Raw genomic sequence first — 19905 nt, forward strand, 5'->3', positions numbered from 1 at the left:
TAAGATCTGCCGAAGCGCCGAGGCGGAGAAGGGTACGGGGAGCGACGATGGAACCGGTCATCATCGTCCTGGTCATTCTGGTGGTGTTGGTCTTCATCGCCTTGATCAAGACGATCCAAGTCATCCCACAGGCGAGCGCCGCCATCGTCGAGCGCTTCGGCCGCTACACGCGGACACTGAACGCCGGACTCAACATCGTGGTCCCGTTCATAGACACCATCCGCAACCGCATCGACCTGCGTGAACAGGTCGTCCCGTTCCCGCCCCAGCCGGTGATCACCCAGGACAACCTGGTCGTCAACATCGACACAGTCATCTATTACCAGGTCACCGACGCCCGCGCGGCCACCTACGAGGTCGCCAGCTACATCCAGGCCATCGAGCAGCTGACGGTCACCACGCTCCGCAACATCATCGGCGGCATGGACCTGGAGCGCACCCTGACCTCCCGCGAGGAGATCAACGCGGCCCTGCGCGGCGTCCTCGACGAGGCCACCGGCAAGTGGGGCATCCGCGTCAACCGCGTCGAGCTCAAGGCGATCGAGCCGCCGACCTCCATCCAGGACTCGATGGAGAAGCAGATGCGCGCCGACCGTGACAAGCGCGCCGCGATCCTCACCGCGGAAGGTACGCGCCAGGCCGCCATCCTCACCGCGGAGGGCGAGAAGCAGTCCCAGATCCTGCGCGCCGAGGGTGAGGCCAAGGCGGCCGCCCTGCGGGCCGAGGGCGAGGCCCAGGCGGTCCGCACGGTCTTCGAGGCGATCCACGCCGGCGACCCCGACCAGAAGCTCCTCAGCTACCAGTACCTCCAGATGCTCCCGAAGATCGCCGAAGGCGACGCCAACAAGCTCTGGATCGTCCCCAGCGAAATCGGCGACGCCCTCAAGGGCCTCTCCGGCGCGATGGGCAACTTCGGCTCCCTGGGCGGCGGTTCCAACGGCGGCGGCAACAACATCCCCGCCCAGGAACGCCGCGAGAAGCCCAGCATCGACTGACGGCCACCGGACAACAAAGGTTCCCCGCACCCCCGTCAGGGGCGCGGGGAACTGCGCGATCAGCTACCAACAACCTGTACTCGCGCGACAAGCTCAGCCAAGCAGACGACTAGGCGGCCACATCCCCCGCCAACCACTCAGGCAACGCCGCGTAGTCCTCGGCCCCCAAAGCCAACAGCATCGCATCCCGCGGAGTGGGCTCGAACGGCTGCCGAAGCAACGGCATCCCCGCCTCCTCCGGCGTCCGGTCCGCCTTGCGGTGATTGTCCTCCGCGCACGAAGCCACCGTGTTCAGCCACGAGTCGGTCCCACCCTGCGCCCGCGGCACCACGTGGTCCACGGTCGTCGCCCGCCGCCCGCAGTACGCGCACCGGTGCCGGTCCCTGACCAGCACCCCCCGCCGCGACCAGGGCGCCTGTCTCCGGAACGGCACCCGTACATACCTGCAGAGCCTGATCACCCGGGGCGCGGGTATGTCCACATCCGCACCGCGCATGCGCAGTTCGGGGTGGGCCTGCTCGACGACGGCCTTGTCCTGGAGCACCAGGACGACAGCGCGGTTCAACGTCACCGTGGACAGCGGCTCGAAGCTCGCGTTCAGCACCAGCGTGTCACGCATCCAGCCCACCTCCTTTGTGCACCGTGCCCACCGCCGGCGGGCTTGGATCAACTCTGGACGGGCGCGCCGAGATGGACAACGCAATAAAAACTGCCCGCCCCTGATCACTTCCAAGACCAGAGGCGGGCAAACGTTCAATGAACGCTCGACTGATTTCGCGCGGTGCGTCAGCCCTGTTCGGGGTTCTCGTACTCGCCGATCAACTGCGCACGTGCGATCGCGTGGAACCGCAGGTTGAATCCGACGACGGCGGGCGAGACATCGGCGTCCGGGCCGAGCTTCTCCTGGTCCACCGCGTACACCGTGAAGACGTACCGGTGCGGCCCGTCCCCGGGCGGCGGTGCGGCACCGCCGAAGTCCTTCGACCCGTAGTCGTTGCGTACCTGCACCGCACCCTCGGGCAGCCCCTCGAACTTGCCACTGCCCGCGCCCGCCGGCAGCTCGGTCACGGAGACCGGGATGTCGAACAGGACCCAGTGCCAGAACCCGCTGCCCGTAGGGGCGTCCGGGTCGTAGCACGTCACGGCGAAGCTCTTGGTCCCCTCCGGGAAGCCCTCCCACCGCAGCTGCGGTGAGGTGTTGCCCTTCGCGTAGACCTGAGCGTCCTTGAGCGTCCCCCCTTCCTCGATGTCCTCGCTCGTCACCGTGAACGACGGGACGGGCGGGTGGAAGTCATGGGGGAGAGGCCGCCGCTTCAGCTCGGTCACCTCGGTACCTCCTGATCGATTACCGGAAATCAGCAGTCCCGAGCCTAGAACCAGTTGCGCTTGCTGCCGACCTCGGACAGCCACTGGTTGAGATAAGCCGCCCAGTCGGTCCCGTGGAAGTCGTGCAGACCCACCTGGAACGACCGGAAGGTGTCACTGCCCTCGCTGAACAGCCCCGGCTTCTTGTCCATTTCGAGGATCACGTCCATGCCGTGCCCGTCCGCCACGAAGCTCAGCTCGACCTGGTTCAGCCCCCGGTACTGCGACGGCGGGTAGAACTCGACCTCCTGGTAGAACGGCAGCGTCTGCCGTGTCCCCCGGATGTGCCCCTTCTCCAGGTCCGCGTTCTTGAAACGGAACCCCAGCCGGATGAAGGCGTCCAGGATCGCCTTCTGCGCCGGCAGCGGATGCACGTTGATCGGGTCCAGATCCCCGGAGTCCACGGCCCGCGCGATCTCCAGCCCGGTCGTCACCCCGATGTGCATCCCGCGCAGCGCCTGCCCGTCGATCATCGTGACGGGCGTCTCCCACGGGATCTCCAGCCCGAACGGCACCGTGTGCACCGCCCCGGCCTGAAGCTCGAAGGCACCACCGAGCCGCAGCTTGGCGAAGTCGATGTTCTGCTTGTACTCCTCGTCGCCGCTCTCGACCTCGACGCGCGCCTGCAGACCCACGGTCAGACCCTGGATCTCCTGGTTCACCGAGCCGCCCTGGATCCGTACCTCGCCCTGGACGACGCCACCGGGTACGACATTGACCTCGGTGAGCACCGTCTCCACGGACGCCCCGCCGGCACCCAGGCTCGCGAGCAGCTTCTTGAAGCCCATGACTCTCCTTTACTTACGGACCTTTGATCCCTACAAACGCGATCCGGTCACGACCGGTTCCGGTCCACACCCTGGCAAGCAGACGATTCCTTGACCAGCCCTTGGCATCCCCCGGCCTGGACTAGGCTCGGACGCCATGATCGCGCGCCCGGACCGCAAGCCACTCCCCAGGGACTTCTTCGACCGCCCTGTACTGGAGGTCGCCCCCGACCTCCTCGGCCGCGTCCTCCTCCGCACCACCCCGGACGGTCCGATCGCCGTGCGCCTCACAGAGGTGGAGGCGTACGACGGCCCGAACGACCCCGGCTCGCACGCCTACCGTGGACGGACCCCCCGTAACGAGGTGATGTTCGGTCCGCCCGGACATGTGTACGTCTACTTCACCTACGGCATGTGGTTCTGCATGAACCTCGTCTGTGGCCCGGAGGGTCGGGCGAGCGCGGTGCTACTCCGCGCCGGCGAGATCGTCGAGGGTGCCGAGCTCGCACGCAAACGTCGACTTTCGGCCCGATATGACAGAGAACTGGCCAAAGGTCCGGCCCGCCTGGCCACCGCCCTGGGCGTCGACCGGGCCCTGGACGGCACGGACGCGTGTGCCTCCGGTGAGACCCCGCTGCGGATACTGACCGGCTTCCCCGCACCCTCCGACCAGGTACGGAACGGTCCGCGCACCGGAGTCGCCGGGGAGGGCGGCGACGGTGACGTCCACCCGTGGCGCTTCTGGGTGGCCAACGACCCGACGGTGAGCCCCTATCGGGCCCATGTACCCCGGCGTCGCTCAAGTTGACGCGTCCCTGGAAGGTGCGTAACGTAGCCCGAGCCGCTGAACCGGGTACGGCAATCGCCAGCAGCCGGAAGTGGCCACCCACTACCTACGACTTCCCCTGACGGGGTCGAATTCATCATGCCCGCATGCCTGAATTCGAACTCGCGGAGCTCGATTATGAGTCTCGACGGGAATCGGCTAGCGTAGTGAATGTCGAAAGGCCGACGGACGAGAGCCGGAAAGCCTTACGACAACCCGCCGACCGGGAATCGGACGCCGAAAGGATCTGATAGAGTCGGAACCGCCGGAAAGGGAAACGCGAAAGCGAGAACCTGGAAAGCACCGAGGAAATCGGATCGGAAAAAGATCTGATAGAGTCGGAAACACCGAAGGGAAGCCCGGAGGAAAGCCCGAGAGGGTGAGTACAAAGGAAGCGACCGTTCCTTGAGAACTCAACAGCGTGCCAAAAATCAACGCCAGATATGTTGATACCCCGTCCGTCGGAACATTCCGATGGTCGAGGTTCCTTTGAAAAAACACAGCGAGGACGCTGTGAACGGTCGGATCATTCCTCCGACTGTTCCGCTCTCGTGTGTGTGCACCGGATTACCGGTAAACATTCACGGAGAGTTTGATCCTGGCTCAGGACGAACGCTGGCGGCGTGCTTAACACATGCAAGTCGAACGATGAACCACTTCGGTGGGGATTAGTGGCGAACGGGTGAGTAACACGTGGGCAATCTGCCCTTCACTCTGGGACAAGCCCTGGAAACGGGGTCTAATACCGGATAACACTTTCACGGGCATCTGTGAGGGTTAAAAGCTCCGGCGGTGAAGGATGAGCCCGCGGCCTATCAGCTTGTTGGTGAGGTAATGGCTCACCAAGGCGACGACGGGTAGCCGGCCTGAGAGGGCGACCGGCCACACTGGGACTGAGACACGGCCCAGACTCCTACGGGAGGCAGCAGTGGGGAATATTGCACAATGGGCGAAAGCCTGATGCAGCGACGCCGCGTGAGGGATGACGGCCTTCGGGTTGTAAACCTCTTTCAGCAGGGAAGAAGCGAGAGTGACGGTACCTGCAGAAGAAGCGCCGGCTAACTACGTGCCAGCAGCCGCGGTAATACGTAGGGCGCAAGCGTTGTCCGGAATTATTGGGCGTAAAGAGCTCGTAGGCGGCTTGTCACGTCGATTGTGAAAGCCCGAGGCTTAACCTCGGGTCTGCAGTCGATACGGGCTAGCTAGAGTGTGGTAGGGGAGATCGGAATTCCTGGTGTAGCGGTGAAATGCGCAGATATCAGGAGGAACACCGGTGGCGAAGGCGGATCTCTGGGCCATTACTGACGCTGAGGAGCGAAAGCGTGGGGAGCGAACAGGATTAGATACCCTGGTAGTCCACGCCGTAAACGGTGGGAACTAGGTGTTGGCGACATTCCACGTCGTCGGTGCCGCAGCTAACGCATTAAGTTCCCCGCCTGGGGAGTACGGCCGCAAGGCTAAAACTCAAAGGAATTGACGGGGGCCCGCACAAGCGGCGGAGCATGTGGCTTAATTCGACGCAACGCGAAGAACCTTACCAAGGCTTGACATACACCGGAAACGTCTGGAGACAGGCGCCCCCTTGTGGTCGGTGTACAGGTGGTGCATGGCTGTCGTCAGCTCGTGTCGTGAGATGTTGGGTTAAGTCCCGCAACGAGCGCAACCCTTGTTCTGTGTTGCCAGCATGCCCTTCGGGGTGATGGGGACTCACAGGAGACCGCCGGGGTCAACTCGGAGGAAGGTGGGGACGACGTCAAGTCATCATGCCCCTTATGTCTTGGGCTGCACACGTGCTACAATGGCCGGTACAATGAGCTGCGATACCGTGAGGTGGAGCGAATCTCAAAAAGCCGGTCTCAGTTCGGATTGGGGTCTGCAACTCGACCCCATGAAGTCGGAGTCGCTAGTAATCGCAGATCAGCATTGCTGCGGTGAATACGTTCCCGGGCCTTGTACACACCGCCCGTCACGTCACGAAAGTCGGTAACACCCGAAGCCGGTGGCCCAACCCTTGTGGAGGGAGCTGTCGAAGGTGGGACTGGCGATTGGGACGAAGTCGTAACAAGGTAGCCGTACCGGAAGGTGCGGCTGGATCACCTCCTTTCTAAGGAGCACATAGCCGACTGCAGGCGAATGACCTGCACGGTTGCTCATGGGTGGAACGTTGATTATTCGGTCTGACTCTCGGGTCGGAGGCTGCAAGTACTGCTCTTCGGAGCGTGGAACGCATGATCTTCGGGCGGGGTTCGGCCGGGCACGCTGTTGGGTGTCTGAGGGAATGATCTTCCTTCAGTCGCCGGCCCCAGTGAACTCCAGGCTCTGGCTTGGGGGTGATGGGTGGCTGGTCGTTGTTTGAGAACTGCACAGTGGACGCGAGCATCTGTGGCCAAGTTTTTAAGGGCGCACGGTGGATGCCTTGGCACCAGGAACCGATGAAGGACGTGGGAGGCCGCGATAGTCCCCGGGGAGTCGTCAACCAGGCTTTGATCCGGGGGTTTCCGAATGGGGAAACCCGGCAGTCGTCATGGGCTGTCACCCACTGCTGAACACATAGGCAGTGTGGAGGGAACGAGGGGAAGTGAAACATCTCAGTACCCTCAGGAAGAGAAAACAACCGTGATTCCGGGAGTAGTGGCGAGCGAAACCGGATGAGGCCAAACCGTATGCGTGTGAGACCCGGCAGGGGTTGCGTATACGGGGTTGTGGGATCTCTCTTTCACGGTCTGCCGGCCGTGAGACGAGTCAGAAACCGTTGATGTAGGCGAAGGACATGCGAAAGGTCCGGCGTAGAGGGTAAGACCCCCGTAGCTGAAACATCAGCGGCTCGTTTGAGAGACACCCAAGTAGCACGGGGCCCGAGAAATCCCGTGTGAATCTGGCGGGACCACCCGCTAAGCCTAAATATTCCCTGGTGACCGATAGCGGATAGTACCGTGAGGGAATGGTGAAAAGTACCCCGGGAGGGGAGTGAAATAGTACCTGAAACCGTGTGCCTACAAGCCGTGGGAGCACTTCGGTGTGACTGCGTGCCTTTTGAAGAATGAGCCTGCGAGTTTGCGGTGTGTTGCGAGGTTAACCCGTGTGGGGTAGCCGTAGCGAAAGCGAGTCCGAATAGGGCGTATGAGTAGCACGCTCAAGACCCGAAGCGGAGTGATCTAGCCATGGGCAGGTTGAAGCGGAGGTAAGACTTCGTGGAGGACCGAACCCACCAGGGTTGAAAACCTGGGGGATGACCTGTGGTTAGGGGTGAAAGGCCAATCAAACTCCGTGATAGCTGGTTCTCCCCGAAATGCATTTAGGTGCAGCGTCGTGTGTTTCTTGCCGGAGGTAGAGCACTGGATAGGCGATGGGCCCTACCGGGTTACTGACCTTAGCCAAACTCCGAATGCCGGTAAGTGAGAGCACGGCAGTGAGACTGTGGGGGATAAGCTCCATGGTCGAGAGGGAAACAGCCCAGAGCATCGACTAAGGCCCCTAAGCGTACGCTAAGTGGGAAAGGATGTGGAGTCGCAGAGACAACCAGGAGGTTGGCTTAGAAGCAGCCACCCTTGAAAGAGTGCGTAATAGCTCACTGGTCTAGTGATTCCGCGCCGACAATGTAGCGGGGCTCAAGCGTACCGCCGAAGTCGTGTCATTGCAGCATATAGCCCCAACGGGTGCTGTGATGGGTAGGGGAGCGTCGTCTGCCGGGTGAAGCAGCACCGGAAGGTAGTTGTGGACGGTTGACGAGTGAGAATGCAGGCATGAGTAGCGATTCACACGTGAGAAACGTGTGCGCCGATTGACTAAGGGTTCCTGGGTCAAGCTGATCTGCCCAGGGTAAGTCGGGACCTAAGGCGAGGCCGACAGGCGTAGTCGATGGATAACCGGTTGATATTCCGGTACCCGCTGTGAAGCGTCAAACATCGAACCAGGCGATGCTAAGTCCGTGAAGCCGTTCCGGACCCTTCGGGGAAAGGAAAGTGGTGGAGCCGACGGACCAGACTTGTAGTAGGTGAGTGATGGGGTGACGCAGGAAGGTAGTCCATCCCGGGCGGTGGTTGTCCCGGGGTAAGGGTGTAGGACGCTGTCTAGGCAAATCCGGACAGCACATAGTCTGAGACCTGATGCCGAGCCGATTGTGGTGAAGTGGATGATCCTATGCTGTCGAGAAAAGCCTCTAGCGAGTTTCATGGCGGCCCGTACCCTAAACCGACTCAGGTGGTCAGGTAGAGAATACCGAGGCGTTCGGGTGAACTATGGTTAAGGAACTCGGCAAAATGCCCCCGTAACTTCGGGAGAAGGGGGGCCACACCTGGTGAGAGAGTTTTCCTCTTGAGCTGGGGGTGGCCGCAGAGACCAGCGAGAAGCGACTGTTTACTAAAAACACAGGTCCGTGCGAAGCCGTAAGGCGATGTATACGGACTGACGCCTGCCCGGTGCTGGAACGTTAAGGGGACCGGTTAGCTCTGATTCGTCGGGGCGAAGCTGAGAACTTAAGCGCCAGTAAACGGCGGTGGTAACTATAACCATCCTAAGGTAGCGAAATTCCTTGTCGGGTAAGTTCCGACCTGCACGAATGGCGTAACGACTTCTCGACTGTCTCAACCATAGGCCCGGTGAAATTGCACTACGAGTAAAGATGCTCGTTTCGCGCAGCAGGACGGAAAGACCCCGGGACCTTTACTACAGTTTGATATTGGTGTTCGGTTCGGCTTGTGTAGGATAGCTGGGAGACTTTGAAACTCGGACGCCAGTTCGGGTGGAGTCGTCGTTGAAATACCAGTCTGGTCGTGCTGGATGTCTAACCTGGGTCCGTGATCCGGATCAGGGACAGTGTCTGATGGGTAGTTTAACTGGGGCGGTTGCCTCCTAAAGAGTAACGGAGGCGCCCAAAGGTTCCCTCAGCCTGGTTGGCAATCAGGTGTTGAGTGTAAGTGCACAAGGGAGCTTGACTGTGAGACCGACGGGTCGAGCAGGGACGAAAGTCGGGACTAGTGATCCGGCGGTGGCTTGTGGAAGCGCCGTCGCTCAACGGATAAAAGGTACCCCGGGGATAACAGGCTGATCTTCCCCAAGAGTCCATATCGACGGGATGGTTTGGCACCTCGATGTCGGCTCGTCGCATCCTGGGGCTGGAGTCGGTCCCAAGGGTTGGGCTGTTCGCCCATTAAAGCGGTACGCGAGCTGGGTTTAGAACGTCGTGAGACAGTTCGGTCCCTATCCGCTGTGCGCGTAGGAGTCTTGAGAAGGGCTGTCCCTAGTACGAGAGGACCGGGACGGACGAACCTCTGGTGTGCCAGTTGTTCTGCCAAGGGCATGGCTGGTTGGCTACGTTCGGGAGGGATAACCGCTGAAAGCATCTAAGCGGGAAGCCTGCTTCGAGATGAGGACTCCCACCTCTATAAGAGGGTAAGGCTCCCAGTAGACGACTGGGTTGATAGGCCGGATCTGGAAGCCAGGTAACTGGTGGAGGTGACCGGTACTAATAGGCCGAGGGCTTGTCCTCAGTTGCTCGCGTCCACTGTGTTAGTTCTGAGGCAACGACTGTTGCCGGCTAGAGCTGAACACACAATTGAAGAGTGTGCTTGTTCGCTCGAAACCATTAGGGTTTCGGTGGTCATAGCGTGAGGGAAACGCCCGGTTACATTCCGAACCCGGAAGCTAAGCCTCACAGCGCCGATGGTACTGCAGGGGGGACCCTGTGGGAGAGTAGGACGCCGCCGAACAATCTTTGGAGGACCCCTGGTCACCAGCGTTCAGCTGGGACCGGGGGTCCTTTTGTTTTTACAATGCTTGCGGTACCGAAGACAGGAGTCACCATGTCCACCAACTCGCCCGACGACCGACCGGAGCGCGACCAGCGGCGACGGGACAGTGGTGACCGCGGCGATCGTGGCGGATACCGCGGGGACCGCAACGACCGTGGGGACCGCGGCGGTTACGGCCGTCGTGATGACCGTCGGGACGACAACCGCAGCGGTGGCGGCGGCGGTTACGGCCGGCGTGACGACAACCGTGGCGGCGGTGGCGGCTATGCCCGCCGTGACGACCGGCGCGACGACAACCGCGGTGGCGGTGGCGGTGGCGGCTATGCCCGCCGTGACGACCGGCGTGACGACAGCCGTGGTGGCGACCGTCCCCCCTTCCGCCGCGACGACCGCCGTGACGACAACCGGCGTGACGACAACCGGCGTGACGACAACCGCGGTGGCGGCTACGGCCGTCGGGACGACAACAGGGGCTCCCGTCCGTCGTTCCAGCGCGATGACCGTGGCGACCGGGGCGGTTTCCGCCGTGATGACCGCCGTGATGACCGGCGCGACGACAACCGCGGTGGCGGTGGCGGTGGCGGCTATGCCCGCCGTGACGACCGGCGTGACGACAGCCGTGGTGGCGACCGTCCCCCCTTCCGCCGCGACGACCGCCGTGACGACAACCGGCGTGACGACAACCGCGGTGGCGGCTACGGCCGGCGTGATGACAACCGTGGCGGTGGCGGTTACGGCAGGCGCGACGACAGCCGTGGCGGCGGCTACGCTCGCCGCGATGACCGCGATCGTGGTGACCGGGACCGCGGGTTCCATCGTGACGACCGTGGTGGCGACCGTCCTCCCTTCCGCCGTGACGACCGCGGTGACCGTCCGGCTCCCGCTTTCCGGCGCGACGACCGCGGTGACCGTCCGGCTCCCGCCTTCCGGCGCGACGACCGTGACGACCGAGGCGGCTACGGCCGCAGGGACGACCGTCGCGATGACAACCGTGGTGGCGGCTACGGTCGCCGTGACGACCGCCGTGACGACAGCCGGGGCGGCGACCGCGACACCCGCGGCGGCTTCCGTGGCCGTGACGACCGCGGCCGTGACGACCGTGGCCGTGACGACCGTGGCCGCACCCCCCGCCGTGACGACAGCCGTGGTGGCGGTTACGGCCGGCGTGACGACAGCCGTGGCGGCGGTGGCGGCTATGCCCGCCGTGACGACCGGCGAGACGACCGCCGCGATGACCGGCGCGGCGGCGGCCGCTTCCGTGACGAGCGGGAGCGGGACCGCGATCGCGAGCCGATCAAGCGGCTGCCGATCCCGGAGGACGTCACCGGCGACGAGATCGACAAGGACGTACGGCAGGAGCTGCAGAGCCTGCCCAAGGGGCTCGCGGAGGACGTCGCCAAGAACCTGGTGATGGTCGCGCGGCTCATCGACGAGGACCCCGAGGGTGCCTACGGCTACTCCAAGGTGGCCCTGCGGCTGGCGTCCCGTGTCGCCGCCGTGCGCGAGGCGGCCGGGTTCGCCGCGTATGCGAACCAGAAGTACTCCGAGGCGCTCGCCGAGTTCCGGGCCGCGCGGCGGATGACCGGCACCGTGGACCTGTGGCCGGTGATGGCCGACTGCGAGCGTGGGCTCGGCAGGCCGGAGAAGGCGCTGGACATGGCCGGCGCCCCCGAGGTGCACAAGCTCGACAAGGCAGGCCAGGTCGAGATGCGGCTCGTCGCGGCCGGTGCCCGGCGTGACATGGGGCAGCTGGACGCGGCGATCGTGACGCTGCAGAGCCCCGAGCTGGCCTCCAGCTCCGTACAGCCGTGGACCGCGCGACTGCGGTACGCCTATGCCGACGCCCTGCTGGCCGCCGGCCGTACCGACGAGGCGCGGGAGTGGTTCGCCAAGGCCGTCGAGGCCGACCGGGACGGCAGCACGGACGCCTCCGACCGGCTGGCCGAGCTGGACGGGGTCGAGTTCGTCGACGCCCTGGACGAGGACGACGAGCCCGGGGAGACGACGGAAGAGGCCGAGGCCGACACCGACATCGACACCGACATCGACACGGACACCGAGAAGGACACCGAGAAGGACACCGACAGCGACACGGACACGGACACCGAGAAGGACTGATCTCGGCGCGTGACACAGAGGGCAGGCTCCCATCGGGGCCTGCCCTCTTTCGCTTCCAGAGCCCCTTAGGAGCCTTCGCAGGCTCTGGAGGCTCGGAGCATTCACACGTCGAGCGCCCGCAGTACCAGTCCCGACGCCGGTTTCGGGCCGAAGGACGTCGACTTGCGGGGCATCGTCACGCCCTGGCGGGCCAGGTCGCGTACGACCTCCTCGCGGACCGGGTGCAGCAGGACCGCCGTACCGCCGTCGCGTTCGGCTTTGGCGACCGTCGCGGCGGTGTCGTGGATGTACGCGATGTGCGCGTGCGAGTCCTCGGGGATGTGCCAGAGATGTTCCAGGAGCGTGGTGTGCAGGACGGTGGCGTCCAGGGTGCGCCAGGCGGCCGGGCGGTCGGCGGGGACCGTGCGGGCCAGGAGGTCCGGGTCGGGGCGGTCCAGCAGGTGGAACGTGCCGTCACCGGCCAGCAGGAACGCGTTGCCGGCACAGGCCGCGTCCGCGAGCGCCTCCTGGGCCTTCGGCAGCGGGACGTCGAGCCGTCGTACCCGGAAATGGCCCTCGACGGCCGTCAGGGCGTCCGCGACCGGCAGGCCGTGCAGCAGACGGTGGATGGCGCGGACCCGCAGCGGGTAGCGGGCGGTGTCGACGAGGAGGACCAGGCCGTAGTCCCAGGGGCTGGGGGAGGCGTGCTCCGCGCGTAGACGAAGGTATGTGGCCCAGCGGTGGTGGCCGTCGGCGATCAGGGCCTGGTGGTGGGCCAGGTCGGACTGGACGCGGGCCACCTCGGCGGGGTCGGTGATCGACCAGAGTCGGTGGTGGAAGCCGTCCTCGGTGGTCGTGGCGAGGAGCGGGGGGCGGTCGGCGACCGTCTCGACGATCTCGGCGGTCGTGCCGTTGCCGCGGTAGGTCAGCAGGAGGGGTTCGAGGTTCGCCGAGGTGGCGCGCATCAGGGCCGCACGGTCGGCGACGACCGGGGGCATGACCTCCTCGTGCGGCAGCACCACGCCCTCGGACGGCTCGGAGACCCGCAGGGCGCCGATGACGCCCCGTTGGAGCATGCCGTTGCCGTCGTGCTGCTCGTACACGTACAGACCCGGTTCGGGATCCGCGGTGAGGATGCCCTCGGCCTGCCAGCGGTGCAGGGTGTCGGCCGCCTGCTCGGTGCCGGCGCTGGGGGTGCCGGCCTGCGGAAGGATGAGGCGGACGATGTTGTGCGGGTCGGCGGACTGGAGGTGGTGCACGCCATCGGGGCGTACCACGACGTCGTACGGCGGGGAGGTGACGGCGGCCAGACTGCCGACCCGGTCGGGGTCGTAGCGAAGGCCTCGGAACGGGTTGAGTTCCAGGCCTCGGCGCTCCGTTGCTTCCGGGTGACCTGCAGTGTTCATCCCGGCATCGTACGTGTGTCAGTGGCGTGCGGGATGATCGGTGGGGAAAGGCGGGTCGACGAAGAGTGACAAGGAGCGATGGGGAATGAGCCAGGGCGTCAGGACTGGTCCCGAGGGCAGCGGACAGGCCCTGAGCACGGCGTATGACACGGCGCTGCTCGATCTGGACGGGGTGGTGTACGCGGGCGGCAGCGCCATCGCGCATGCCGTGGAGTCGCTGGAGGTGGCCCGGTCGGGCGGCATGCATCTGGCGTACGTCACCAACAACGCGCTGCGGACACCGGACGCGGTGGCCGGGCATCTCACCGAGCTGGGGATCCCGACGGACGCCGGTGATGTCATCACCTCGGCGCAGGCGGTGGCGCGGCTGATCAGCGAGCAGGTGCCGGCGGGGGCGCGGGTGCTGGTGATCGGCGGGGAGGGGCTGCGGGTCGCACTGCGGGAGCGCGGGCTCGAACCGGTGGAGTCGGCGGACGACGATCCGGCGGCGGTGGTGCAGGGATTCGGTGGTCCCGATCTGACGTGGGGGAGGTTCGCCGAGGCGTCGTACGCGGTCGCGCGCGGGGTGCCGTGGTTCGCGTCCAACACCGATCTGACGATTCCCAGCGGGCGGGGGATCGCGCCGGGCAACGGCGCGGCGGTCGAGGTGGTCCGGATCGCGACGGGGGCCGAGCCGCAGGTGGCCGGGAAGCCGCTGCCGCCGATGCACCGGGAGACGATCCTGCGGACGGGCGCGAAGCGGCCGTTGGTGGTCGGGGACCGGCTGGACACCGATATCGAGGGCGCGTTCAACGGCGGGGTCGACTCGCTGCTCGTGCTGACCGGTGTCACCGACGGGCGACAGCTGCTCGCCGCGCCGCCGCAGCACCGGCCGACCTATGTCGATGCCGATCTGCGCGGGTTGCTGACCGGGCAGCTCGAGGTCACGGCGGACGGTGACGGGTTCCGGTGCGGTGGCTGGACGGCGACCGCGGGGGCCGACCGGCTGGAGCTGGAGGGTGACGGCGAGGCGCTCGACGGGCTGCGGGCGCTGTGCGCGGCGGCCTGGACTGCGGCCGGCGAGGGCTCCTGCGGGCTGGACGGAGGCAAGGCGCTGGCGCGGCTCGGACTCTGACAAGGTCTCGGCCCCGCCGGGGCTCTGCGTCGCAGCGGTTCACAGGGACCAGGCATCGAGCGCGCATGCGAGGGTAGGCTAACCTAACTTTGTGTTGGTCGACAGTCCTCCCGAACCGCGCGCGGAGACCGCCCCCGCGCCCCCAACCCGCCGGGCGATACGGGCCCTTGGGCTCCTCGGCTCCGTCGTGATCCTGGTGCTCGTCGCCCTGGCGAGCATCGCGATCGGGGCGAAAGAGCTGCCGCTGGACCAGGTCTGGCACGGTCTGTTCCACGACACGGGGACATACGGCGATGTGGTCGTCGGCGAGCGGCTGTCGCGGACCGTCCTCGGACTGCTCGCCGGGGCCGCCCTCGGCCTGTCCGGGGCGGTGCTCCAGGCGCTCACCCGCAACCCGCTCGCCGATCCAGGACTGCTCGGCATCAACGCGGGCGCGTCGGCCGCCGTCGTCACCGCCATCACCTTCTTCGGCGTCACCACGCTGAACGGCTATGTGTGGTTCGCCTTCTTCGGCGCGGCCGCGGTGGGTGCGCTGGTGTGGTTCCTGGGCGGCAGCCGGGGTGCCACGCCGGTACGGCTCGTGCTCGCCGGTACGGCGGTCAGCGCCGCGCTCTACGGCTACCTCCAGGCCGTGATGATCACGGACGACGCCGCGCTCGGCAAGATGCGTTTCTGGACGGTCGGTTCGCTGGCCTCGGCCTCCGACTCCACGATCCTCCAGGTACTGCCCTTCCTCGCGGTCGGTACCCTGCTCGCCCTCGGGCTCGCCCGGCCGCTGAACGCCGTGGCGATGGGCGACGACACCGCGCGCGCCCTCGGCGCGAACCTCACCCGTACCCGGGGCCTGGCCATGCTCGCCGCCACCGTGCTGTGCGGCGCGGCCACCGCCGCCTGCGGCCCGATCGCCTTCGTCGGCCTGATGGTCCCGCATGTGGTGCGCTCCGTCACCGGCCCCGACCTGCGCTGGATCCTGCCGTACGCGACGGTCCTGTCACCCGTGCTGCTGCTCGGCGCCGATGTCTTCGGCAGGGTCGTCGCCCGTCCCTCGGAGCTCCAGGTCGGCATCGTCACCGCGATCATCGGCGGCCCGGTCTTCATTCTTCTCGTGCGACGGCGGAGGACGGCCCAGCTGTGAGGAACACCCGTACTCTGCGCACCCCCGGCGGGCTCTCCCTGCGGACCGACGTGCGCGCGTTCGTCGTCGTGGTCGCGCTGCTGCTGGCCGCGTCCGCCGCGAGCGTCGTGCTGATCGGCACCGGCGATTTCCCGATCTCCTTCGGAGACGTGCTGAAGACGCTGGCCGGCAACGGCACGGCCGGGCAGGACTTCATCGTCAACGAACTGCGGCTGCCGCGCGTCCTGGTCGGCCTGCTGGTCGGCGCCTCGCTCGGCCTCGGCGGCGCCCTCTTCCAGGCCGTCTCCCGCAACCCGCTGGGCAGTCCGGACGTGCTCGGTCTGTCCCAGGGGGCGACCTCCGGCGCGCTCGTCGTCATCGTCCTCATGTCCGGGAGCGCCGCCCAGGTCACGATCGGCGCGCTCGCGGGCGGACTGCTGACCGGGCTCGCCATCTACCTGCTCGCCTGGAAGCAGGGTGTGCACGGTTACCGCCTGGTCCTGGTCGGTATCGGCGTCTCCGCGATCGTCACCGCGGTCAACGGCTATCTGCTCACCAAGGCCGATCTGGTCGACGCGACCCGCGCGGTCGTCTGGATGACCGGCTCGCTCAACGGCCGTGACTGGAGCCAGGTCTGGCCGCTGCTCGCGCTGTGCGCCGTCCTTGTCCCGCTGGTCCTCGCCAACGCGCGCGGCCTGCGCATGATGGAGATGGGCGACGACGTGTCGTACGCCCTCGGGGTGCGGGTGGAGCGGGTGCGGATGCTGCTGTTGGTGTCGGCCGTCCTGCTGACCGCGGCGGCCACCGCCGCCGCCGGTCCGGTCACTTTCGTGGCGCTCACCGCCCCCCAGCTCGCCCGCCGCCTCACCCGCTCGCCCGGCCCCAACCTGCTGCCCTCCCTCTGCATGGGCGCCGCCCTGCTGGTCACCGCCGACTGGGCCTCGCAGCGCGCCTTCGGCGCCGACCAGCTGCCGGTCGGTGTGGTCACCGGCGTCCTGGGCGGGGTCTACCTGCTCTGGCTCCTGGTCACCGAACGCAAGGCGGGCCGGATATGACATCCCGAATCGGGCCGGACACGCGCGCGGTCCCCGAGTCAGACAGCAAGAGGAGCACTGTGAACCGCCTGTCCGCCGAGAACGTCACCCTTGCCTACGACCAGCGGGTCATCGCCGAGCAGCTGTCGGTGGAGATCCCGGACAACTCCTTCACGGTGATCGTCGGCCCCAACGCCTGCGGCAAGTCGACGCTCCTGCGCGCACTGTCCCGGATGCTCCGGCCCAGTCAGGGCCGGGTGCTGCTGGACGGGCAGGTCATCCAGTCGATGCCCGCGAAGAAGGTCGCCCGCACCCTCGGTCTGCTGCCGCAGTCGTCCATCGCGCCCGACGGCATCACCGTCGGCGATCTGGTCGGCCGCGGCCGCTACCCGCACCAGGGCATCCTGCGCCAGTGGTCCGCCGAGGACGAACGGGTCGTGCGGGAGTCGATGGCGCAGACGGGGGTCGCCGAACTCGCCGACCGGTACGTGGACGAGCTGTCCGGCGGTCAGCGGCAGCGCGTCTGGATCGCCATGGCCCTCGCCCAGCAGACCCCGCTGCTGCTCCTGGACGAGCCGACCACCTATCTGGACATCCAGCACCAGATCGACGTCCTCGACCTGTGTGCCGAGCTCCACGAGGAGCAGGGGCGCACGCTGGTCGCCGTGCTGCACGACCTCAACCACGCGGCCCGGTACGCCACCCACCTGATCGCGCTCAAGAGCGGCCGGGTCGTCGCCGAGGGCACCCCGAACGACATCGTCACCGCCGAACTGGTCGAGGAGGTGTTCGGGCTGCGCTGTCAGATCATCGACGACCCGGAGACGGGGACGCCGCTGGTGGTGCCGGCGGCGCGGAAGGCCAGGGTCACAACAACTTCCTGAGCCGGAACAGGTCCAGCAGGTTCGCCTCCAGGCGCACCCGGCCCGAGCCCCAGGCCCCGGCGAAGTTCAGCTCGCCGTCGACCAGGGCCACCAGGTCGTCGCCGGCCATGGCGAGTCTGATCTGTGCCTTCTCCCGAGGCGGCCCGGGGAAGGTCTCCTCCACCTCGATGCGGCCCCCGGTCAGCCGGCCGGCGAAGGTGACGTCCAGGTCGGTGATGTGGCAGCTCACCGAGCGGTCCATGGCGGCGGCCGCGCGGACATCGCCCTCGGCGCCGCCCATGCTGTGCGAGAGCTTGTCGAGTGCGGCGCGGCACTCCTCGATCGTGGCCATCGCGATCGACGGTACCCCAGCGGTTCGGGGTAGCGTCGGGGCATGACCGACTCTGTGCCCGAGGGCCAGGTGGCGGAGGCGGCGGAAACGGACCCGGTCGCGGTACCGGTCGAACCCGGGTACGACCCCGCCGCCCCCGCCCCGATCGACATCCCCCGCACCCCCACCGGCAACGCCGAGGTCGACGCCCAGCTCGACCGGCTGGGCGACGCCGACCACCTCGCCACGGACGGGCATCTGGAGGTGTACGAGGATGTACACCGGGGGCTGCGCGACGCGCTCACCGCGCTCGACGCCCGCCCGGGACCTGCGGGACCCCCGGGGCCCCCGGTGCCTTCACCGTCGTACCACCAGAGCAGGAGCTGAACCCACCGTGGCAGGAGTCGCACGTCGCCGTCTGGACGCGGAACTGGTCCGCCGGAAGCTGGCGCGCTCGCGCGAGCACGCGAGCCAGCTGATCGCTGCCGGGCGGGTCACCGTCGGCAAGACCGTCGCGACCAAGCCGGCCACCCAGGTGGAGACCGCCGCGGCGATCGTCGTGCAGAGCGACGACAGCGATCCCGAGTACGTGTCCAGGGGTGGGCACAAGCTTGCGGGCGCGCTGCAGGCGTTCGTACCGCAGGGGCTGAAGGTGGCCGGGCGGCGGGCGCTGGACGCCGGGGCGTCGACCGGCGGGTTCACCGATGTGCTGCTGCGGGCGGGGGCCGCGCATGTCGTCGCCGTCGACGTCGGATACGGCCAACTCGCGTGGTCTCTGCAGAGCGATGAACGCGTCACCGTCAAGGACCGTACGAACGTACGCGAGTTGACGCTTGAAGCGATCGATGGGGAGCCTGTGGATCTTGTCGTGGGTGATCTGTCCTTCATCCCGCTCGGGCTGGTGCTGCCGGCCCTGGCGCGGTGTGTGAAGCCGGACGCCGACCTGGTGATGATGGTCAAGCCGCAGTTCGAGGTGGGCAAGGAACGACTGGGCAGTGGTGGTGTCGTACGGAGTCCGCAACTGCGGGCGGAGGCCGTACGGGGGGTTGCCGAGAAGGCGTGGGGGCTGGGGCTCGGGGTGAAGGGTGTCACCGCCAGTCCGCTGCCCGGGCCGTCCGGCAACGTCGAGTACTTTCTGTGGCTGCGGGCCGGCGCACCCCAGTTGGATCCGGCCGACGTTGACCGTGCAGTGGCGGAGGGGCCGCGTTGACACAGAACCGAGCTCGTACTGTTTTCCTGCTGGCCCACACCGGGCGGCCCGCGGCCATCCGCAGCGCCGAACTCGTGGTCAAGGGGCTGCTGGCGGCCGGGGTCGGCGTACGGGTCCTGGATTTCGAGGCCGCGGACCTGCCGCTGCCCGACGAGGTCGAACTCGTCGAGGAGGCCTCGCCGCACAGCCTCGACGGCTGCGAGCTGCTGATCGTCCTCGGCGGTGACGGGACGCTGCTGCGCGGCGCCGAGTTCGCCCGCGCCTCCGGGGTGCCGATGCTCGGCGTCAACCTCGGCAGCGTCGGCTTCCTCGCGGAGGCCGAGCGGGACGACCTGGACAAGGTCGTCGACCGGGTGGTGAGCAAGGCGTACGAGGTCGAGGAACGGATGACCGTCGACGTCGTCGTGCACCGCAACGGGGACATCGTGCACACGGACTGGGCGCTGAACGAGGCGGCCGTCCAGAAGGCGGGCGCCGAGAAGCTCCTGGAAGTGGTGCTGGAGATCGACGGGCGGCCGGTGACGGGCTTCGGCTGCGACGGCATCGTGCTGTCGACGCCGACCGGGTCCACGGCGTACGCGTTCTCCGCGGGCGGGCCGGTGGTGTGGCCGGAGGTGGAGGCGCTGCTGATGGTGCCGATCTCCGCGCATGCGCTGTTCGCGAAGCCGCTGGTGACGTCGCCGGACTCGGTGCTGGCGGTGGAGGTGCTGCCGCACATCCAGCCGGGGGTGCTGTGGTGCGACGGGCGCCGGACCGTCGAGCTGCCGCCGGGGGCGCGGGTCGAGGTGCGGCGGGGAGCTGTGCCGGTGCGGCTGGCCCGGCTGCATCACGCGTCGTTCACGGACCGGCTGGTCGCGAAGTTCGCGCTGCCGGTGTCCGGATGGCGGGGTGCGCCGCACTAGCGGTCTGTGGGGGGTGGCCGGGGAGCTTCGGCGGCTGCGGGTGATTCGTGGTTGCTCGCGCAGTTCCCCGCGCCCCTGGGTGGGTCCGCTCGCCGGGGTGTCGAGGTGGTCGGTCGCGCCCGCGCGGCGGT

Annotated in this window: 17 protein-coding genes and 3 rRNA genes; 14 read left to right on the forward strand and 6 right to left on the reverse strand. The window is 66.9% G+C overall.

The window, feature by feature from the left end:
- Positions 1–47: 47 nt before the first annotated feature.
- Complete coding sequence (locus EDD90_RS41275) at positions 48–995, forward strand: SPFH domain-containing protein (RefSeq protein WP_123978203.1); 948 nt, start codon at positions 48–50, stop codon at positions 993–995.
- Between the two features lie 109 nt (positions 996–1104).
- Here the strand turns inward: EDD90_RS41275 and EDD90_RS41280 are convergent, their stop codons facing one another.
- The 3 genes from EDD90_RS41280 to EDD90_RS41290 form a co-directional block, all read right to left on the reverse strand.
- A complete protein-coding gene (locus EDD90_RS41280; RefSeq protein WP_123978204.1) occupies positions 1105–1614 on the reverse strand; it encodes an HNH endonuclease in 510 nt (169 codons plus the stop codon).
- Between the two features lie 167 nt (positions 1615–1781).
- Positions 1782–2321 carry a YbhB/YbcL family Raf kinase inhibitor-like protein gene (locus EDD90_RS41285; protein ID WP_123978205.1) on the reverse strand — a complete coding sequence of 180 codons (540 nt, stop codon included), beginning with the start codon at positions 2319–2321 and terminating at the stop codon, positions 1782–1784.
- A 44-nt stretch (positions 2322–2365) separates the two neighbouring features.
- Positions 2366–3148 (reverse strand): sporulation protein, encoded by a 783-nt coding sequence (locus EDD90_RS41290; RefSeq protein WP_123978206.1) that lies wholly within the window; start codon positions 3146–3148, stop codon positions 2366–2368.
- A 136-nt stretch (positions 3149–3284) separates the two neighbouring features.
- On the opposite strand from EDD90_RS41290, the gene EDD90_RS41295 reads away from it, so the two are divergent.
- The 4 genes from EDD90_RS41295 to rrf all read left to right on the forward strand — a co-directional run bounded on the left by EDD90_RS41295 (position 3285) and on the right by rrf (position 9661).
- Positions 3285–3935, forward strand: a complete 651-nt coding sequence (locus tag EDD90_RS41295) for a DNA-3-methyladenine glycosylase (protein WP_123978207.1) — start codon at positions 3285–3287, stop codon at positions 3933–3935.
- 598 nt (positions 3936–4533) lie between these two features.
- A 16S ribosomal RNA gene (locus EDD90_RS41305) occupies positions 4534–6057 on the forward strand.
- Positions 6058–6337: 280 nt separating this feature from the next.
- Positions 6338–9441: ribosomal RNA gene (locus tag EDD90_RS41310) — 23S ribosomal RNA — on the forward strand.
- Positions 9442–9544: 103 nt separating this feature from the next.
- Positions 9545–9661, forward strand: a 5S ribosomal RNA gene (gene rrf, locus EDD90_RS41315).
- Together the 16S, 23S and 5S rRNA genes form the textbook arrangement of a ribosomal RNA operon.
- Before the next feature lie 30 nt (positions 9662–9691).
- On the opposite strand, the gene EDD90_RS56465 is transcribed toward rrf, so the two are convergent.
- Positions 9692–10519, reverse strand: coding sequence for a hypothetical protein (locus EDD90_RS56465; RefSeq protein WP_221305233.1), 828 nt, complete (start codon positions 10517–10519; stop codon positions 9692–9694).
- On the opposite strand from EDD90_RS56465, the gene EDD90_RS56470 reads away from it, so the two are divergent.
- Both EDD90_RS56470 and EDD90_RS56475 read left to right on the forward strand, forming a co-directional pair.
- Positions 10482–11114 carry a hypothetical protein gene (locus EDD90_RS56470; RefSeq protein WP_221305234.1) on the forward strand — a complete coding sequence of 211 codons (633 nt, stop codon included), beginning with the start codon at positions 10482–10484 and terminating at the stop codon, positions 11112–11114. The two genes, EDD90_RS56465 and EDD90_RS56470, sit on opposite strands and share 38 nt — an antisense overlap.
- Positions 11006–11821 (forward strand): tetratricopeptide repeat protein, encoded by an 816-nt coding sequence (locus tag EDD90_RS56475; RefSeq protein WP_221305219.1) that lies wholly within the window; start codon positions 11006–11008, stop codon positions 11819–11821. The genes EDD90_RS56470 and EDD90_RS56475 overlap by 109 nt, the downstream gene beginning before the upstream one ends.
- Positions 11822–11922: 101 nt before the next feature.
- Here the strand turns inward: EDD90_RS56475 and EDD90_RS41330 are convergent, their stop codons facing one another.
- Positions 11923–13206 (reverse strand): DUF1015 domain-containing protein, encoded by a 1284-nt coding sequence (locus EDD90_RS41330; RefSeq protein WP_123978208.1) that lies wholly within the window; start codon positions 13204–13206, stop codon positions 11923–11925.
- A gap of 85 nt (positions 13207–13291) precedes the next feature.
- Between EDD90_RS41330 and EDD90_RS41335 the strand changes: the two genes are divergently transcribed.
- The 4 genes from EDD90_RS41335 (at position 13292) to EDD90_RS41350 (ending at position 17352) form a co-directional block, all read left to right on the forward strand.
- Positions 13292–14320 (forward strand): HAD-IIA family hydrolase, encoded by a 1029-nt coding sequence (locus EDD90_RS41335; RefSeq protein ID WP_123978209.1) that lies wholly within the window; start codon positions 13292–13294, stop codon positions 14318–14320.
- A gap of 91 nt (positions 14321–14411) precedes the next feature.
- The gene (locus EDD90_RS41340) at positions 14412–15455 is read left to right on the forward strand and encodes an iron ABC transporter permease (protein ID WP_123978210.1); all 1044 of its coding nucleotides are present in this window, start codon (positions 14412–14414) and stop codon (positions 15453–15455) included.
- Positions 15452–16489 (forward strand): iron chelate uptake ABC transporter family permease subunit, encoded by a 1038-nt coding sequence (locus EDD90_RS41345; protein WP_123978211.1) that lies wholly within the window; start codon positions 15452–15454, stop codon positions 16487–16489. Before EDD90_RS41340 ends, EDD90_RS41345 begins: the two co-directional genes overlap by 4 nt.
- On the forward strand, positions 16486–17352 hold the full coding sequence (locus EDD90_RS41350) for an ABC transporter ATP-binding protein (protein ID WP_123978212.1): 867 nt from the start codon (positions 16486–16488) through the stop codon (positions 17350–17352). The genes EDD90_RS41345 and EDD90_RS41350 overlap by 4 nt, the downstream gene beginning before the upstream one ends.
- Here EDD90_RS41350 and EDD90_RS41355 read toward each other — a convergent pair.
- Positions 17336–17683, reverse strand: a complete 348-nt coding sequence (locus tag EDD90_RS41355; RefSeq protein WP_123978213.1) for a sterol-binding protein — start codon at positions 17681–17683, stop codon at positions 17336–17338. The genes EDD90_RS41350 and EDD90_RS41355 overlap by 17 nt on opposite strands.
- Before the next feature lie 42 nt (positions 17684–17725).
- On the opposite strand from EDD90_RS41355, the gene EDD90_RS41360 reads away from it, so the two are divergent.
- From EDD90_RS41360 to EDD90_RS41370, 3 genes are read left to right on the forward strand one after another with little or no spacing between them, the layout of a single operon-like run.
- Positions 17726–18049, forward strand: a complete 324-nt coding sequence (locus tag EDD90_RS41360) for a hypothetical protein (protein WP_123978214.1) — start codon at positions 17726–17728, stop codon at positions 18047–18049.
- A 7-nt stretch (positions 18050–18056) separates the two neighbouring features.
- The gene (locus tag EDD90_RS41365; RefSeq protein WP_123978215.1) at positions 18057–18872 is read left to right on the forward strand and encodes a TlyA family RNA methyltransferase; all 816 of its coding nucleotides are present in this window, start codon (positions 18057–18059) and stop codon (positions 18870–18872) included.
- Entirely contained in the window at positions 18869–19774 is a 906-nt protein-coding gene (locus tag EDD90_RS41370) for an NAD kinase (protein WP_123978216.1), read from the forward strand. Before EDD90_RS41365 ends, EDD90_RS41370 begins: the two co-directional genes overlap by 4 nt.
- Positions 19775–19905: the final 131 nt, after the last annotated feature.

The sequence above is a fragment of the Streptomyces sp. Ag109_O5-1 genome (assembly GCF_003814875.1).
Classification (GTDB): domain Bacteria; phylum Actinomycetota; class Actinomycetes; order Streptomycetales; family Streptomycetaceae; genus Streptomyces; species Streptomyces sasae.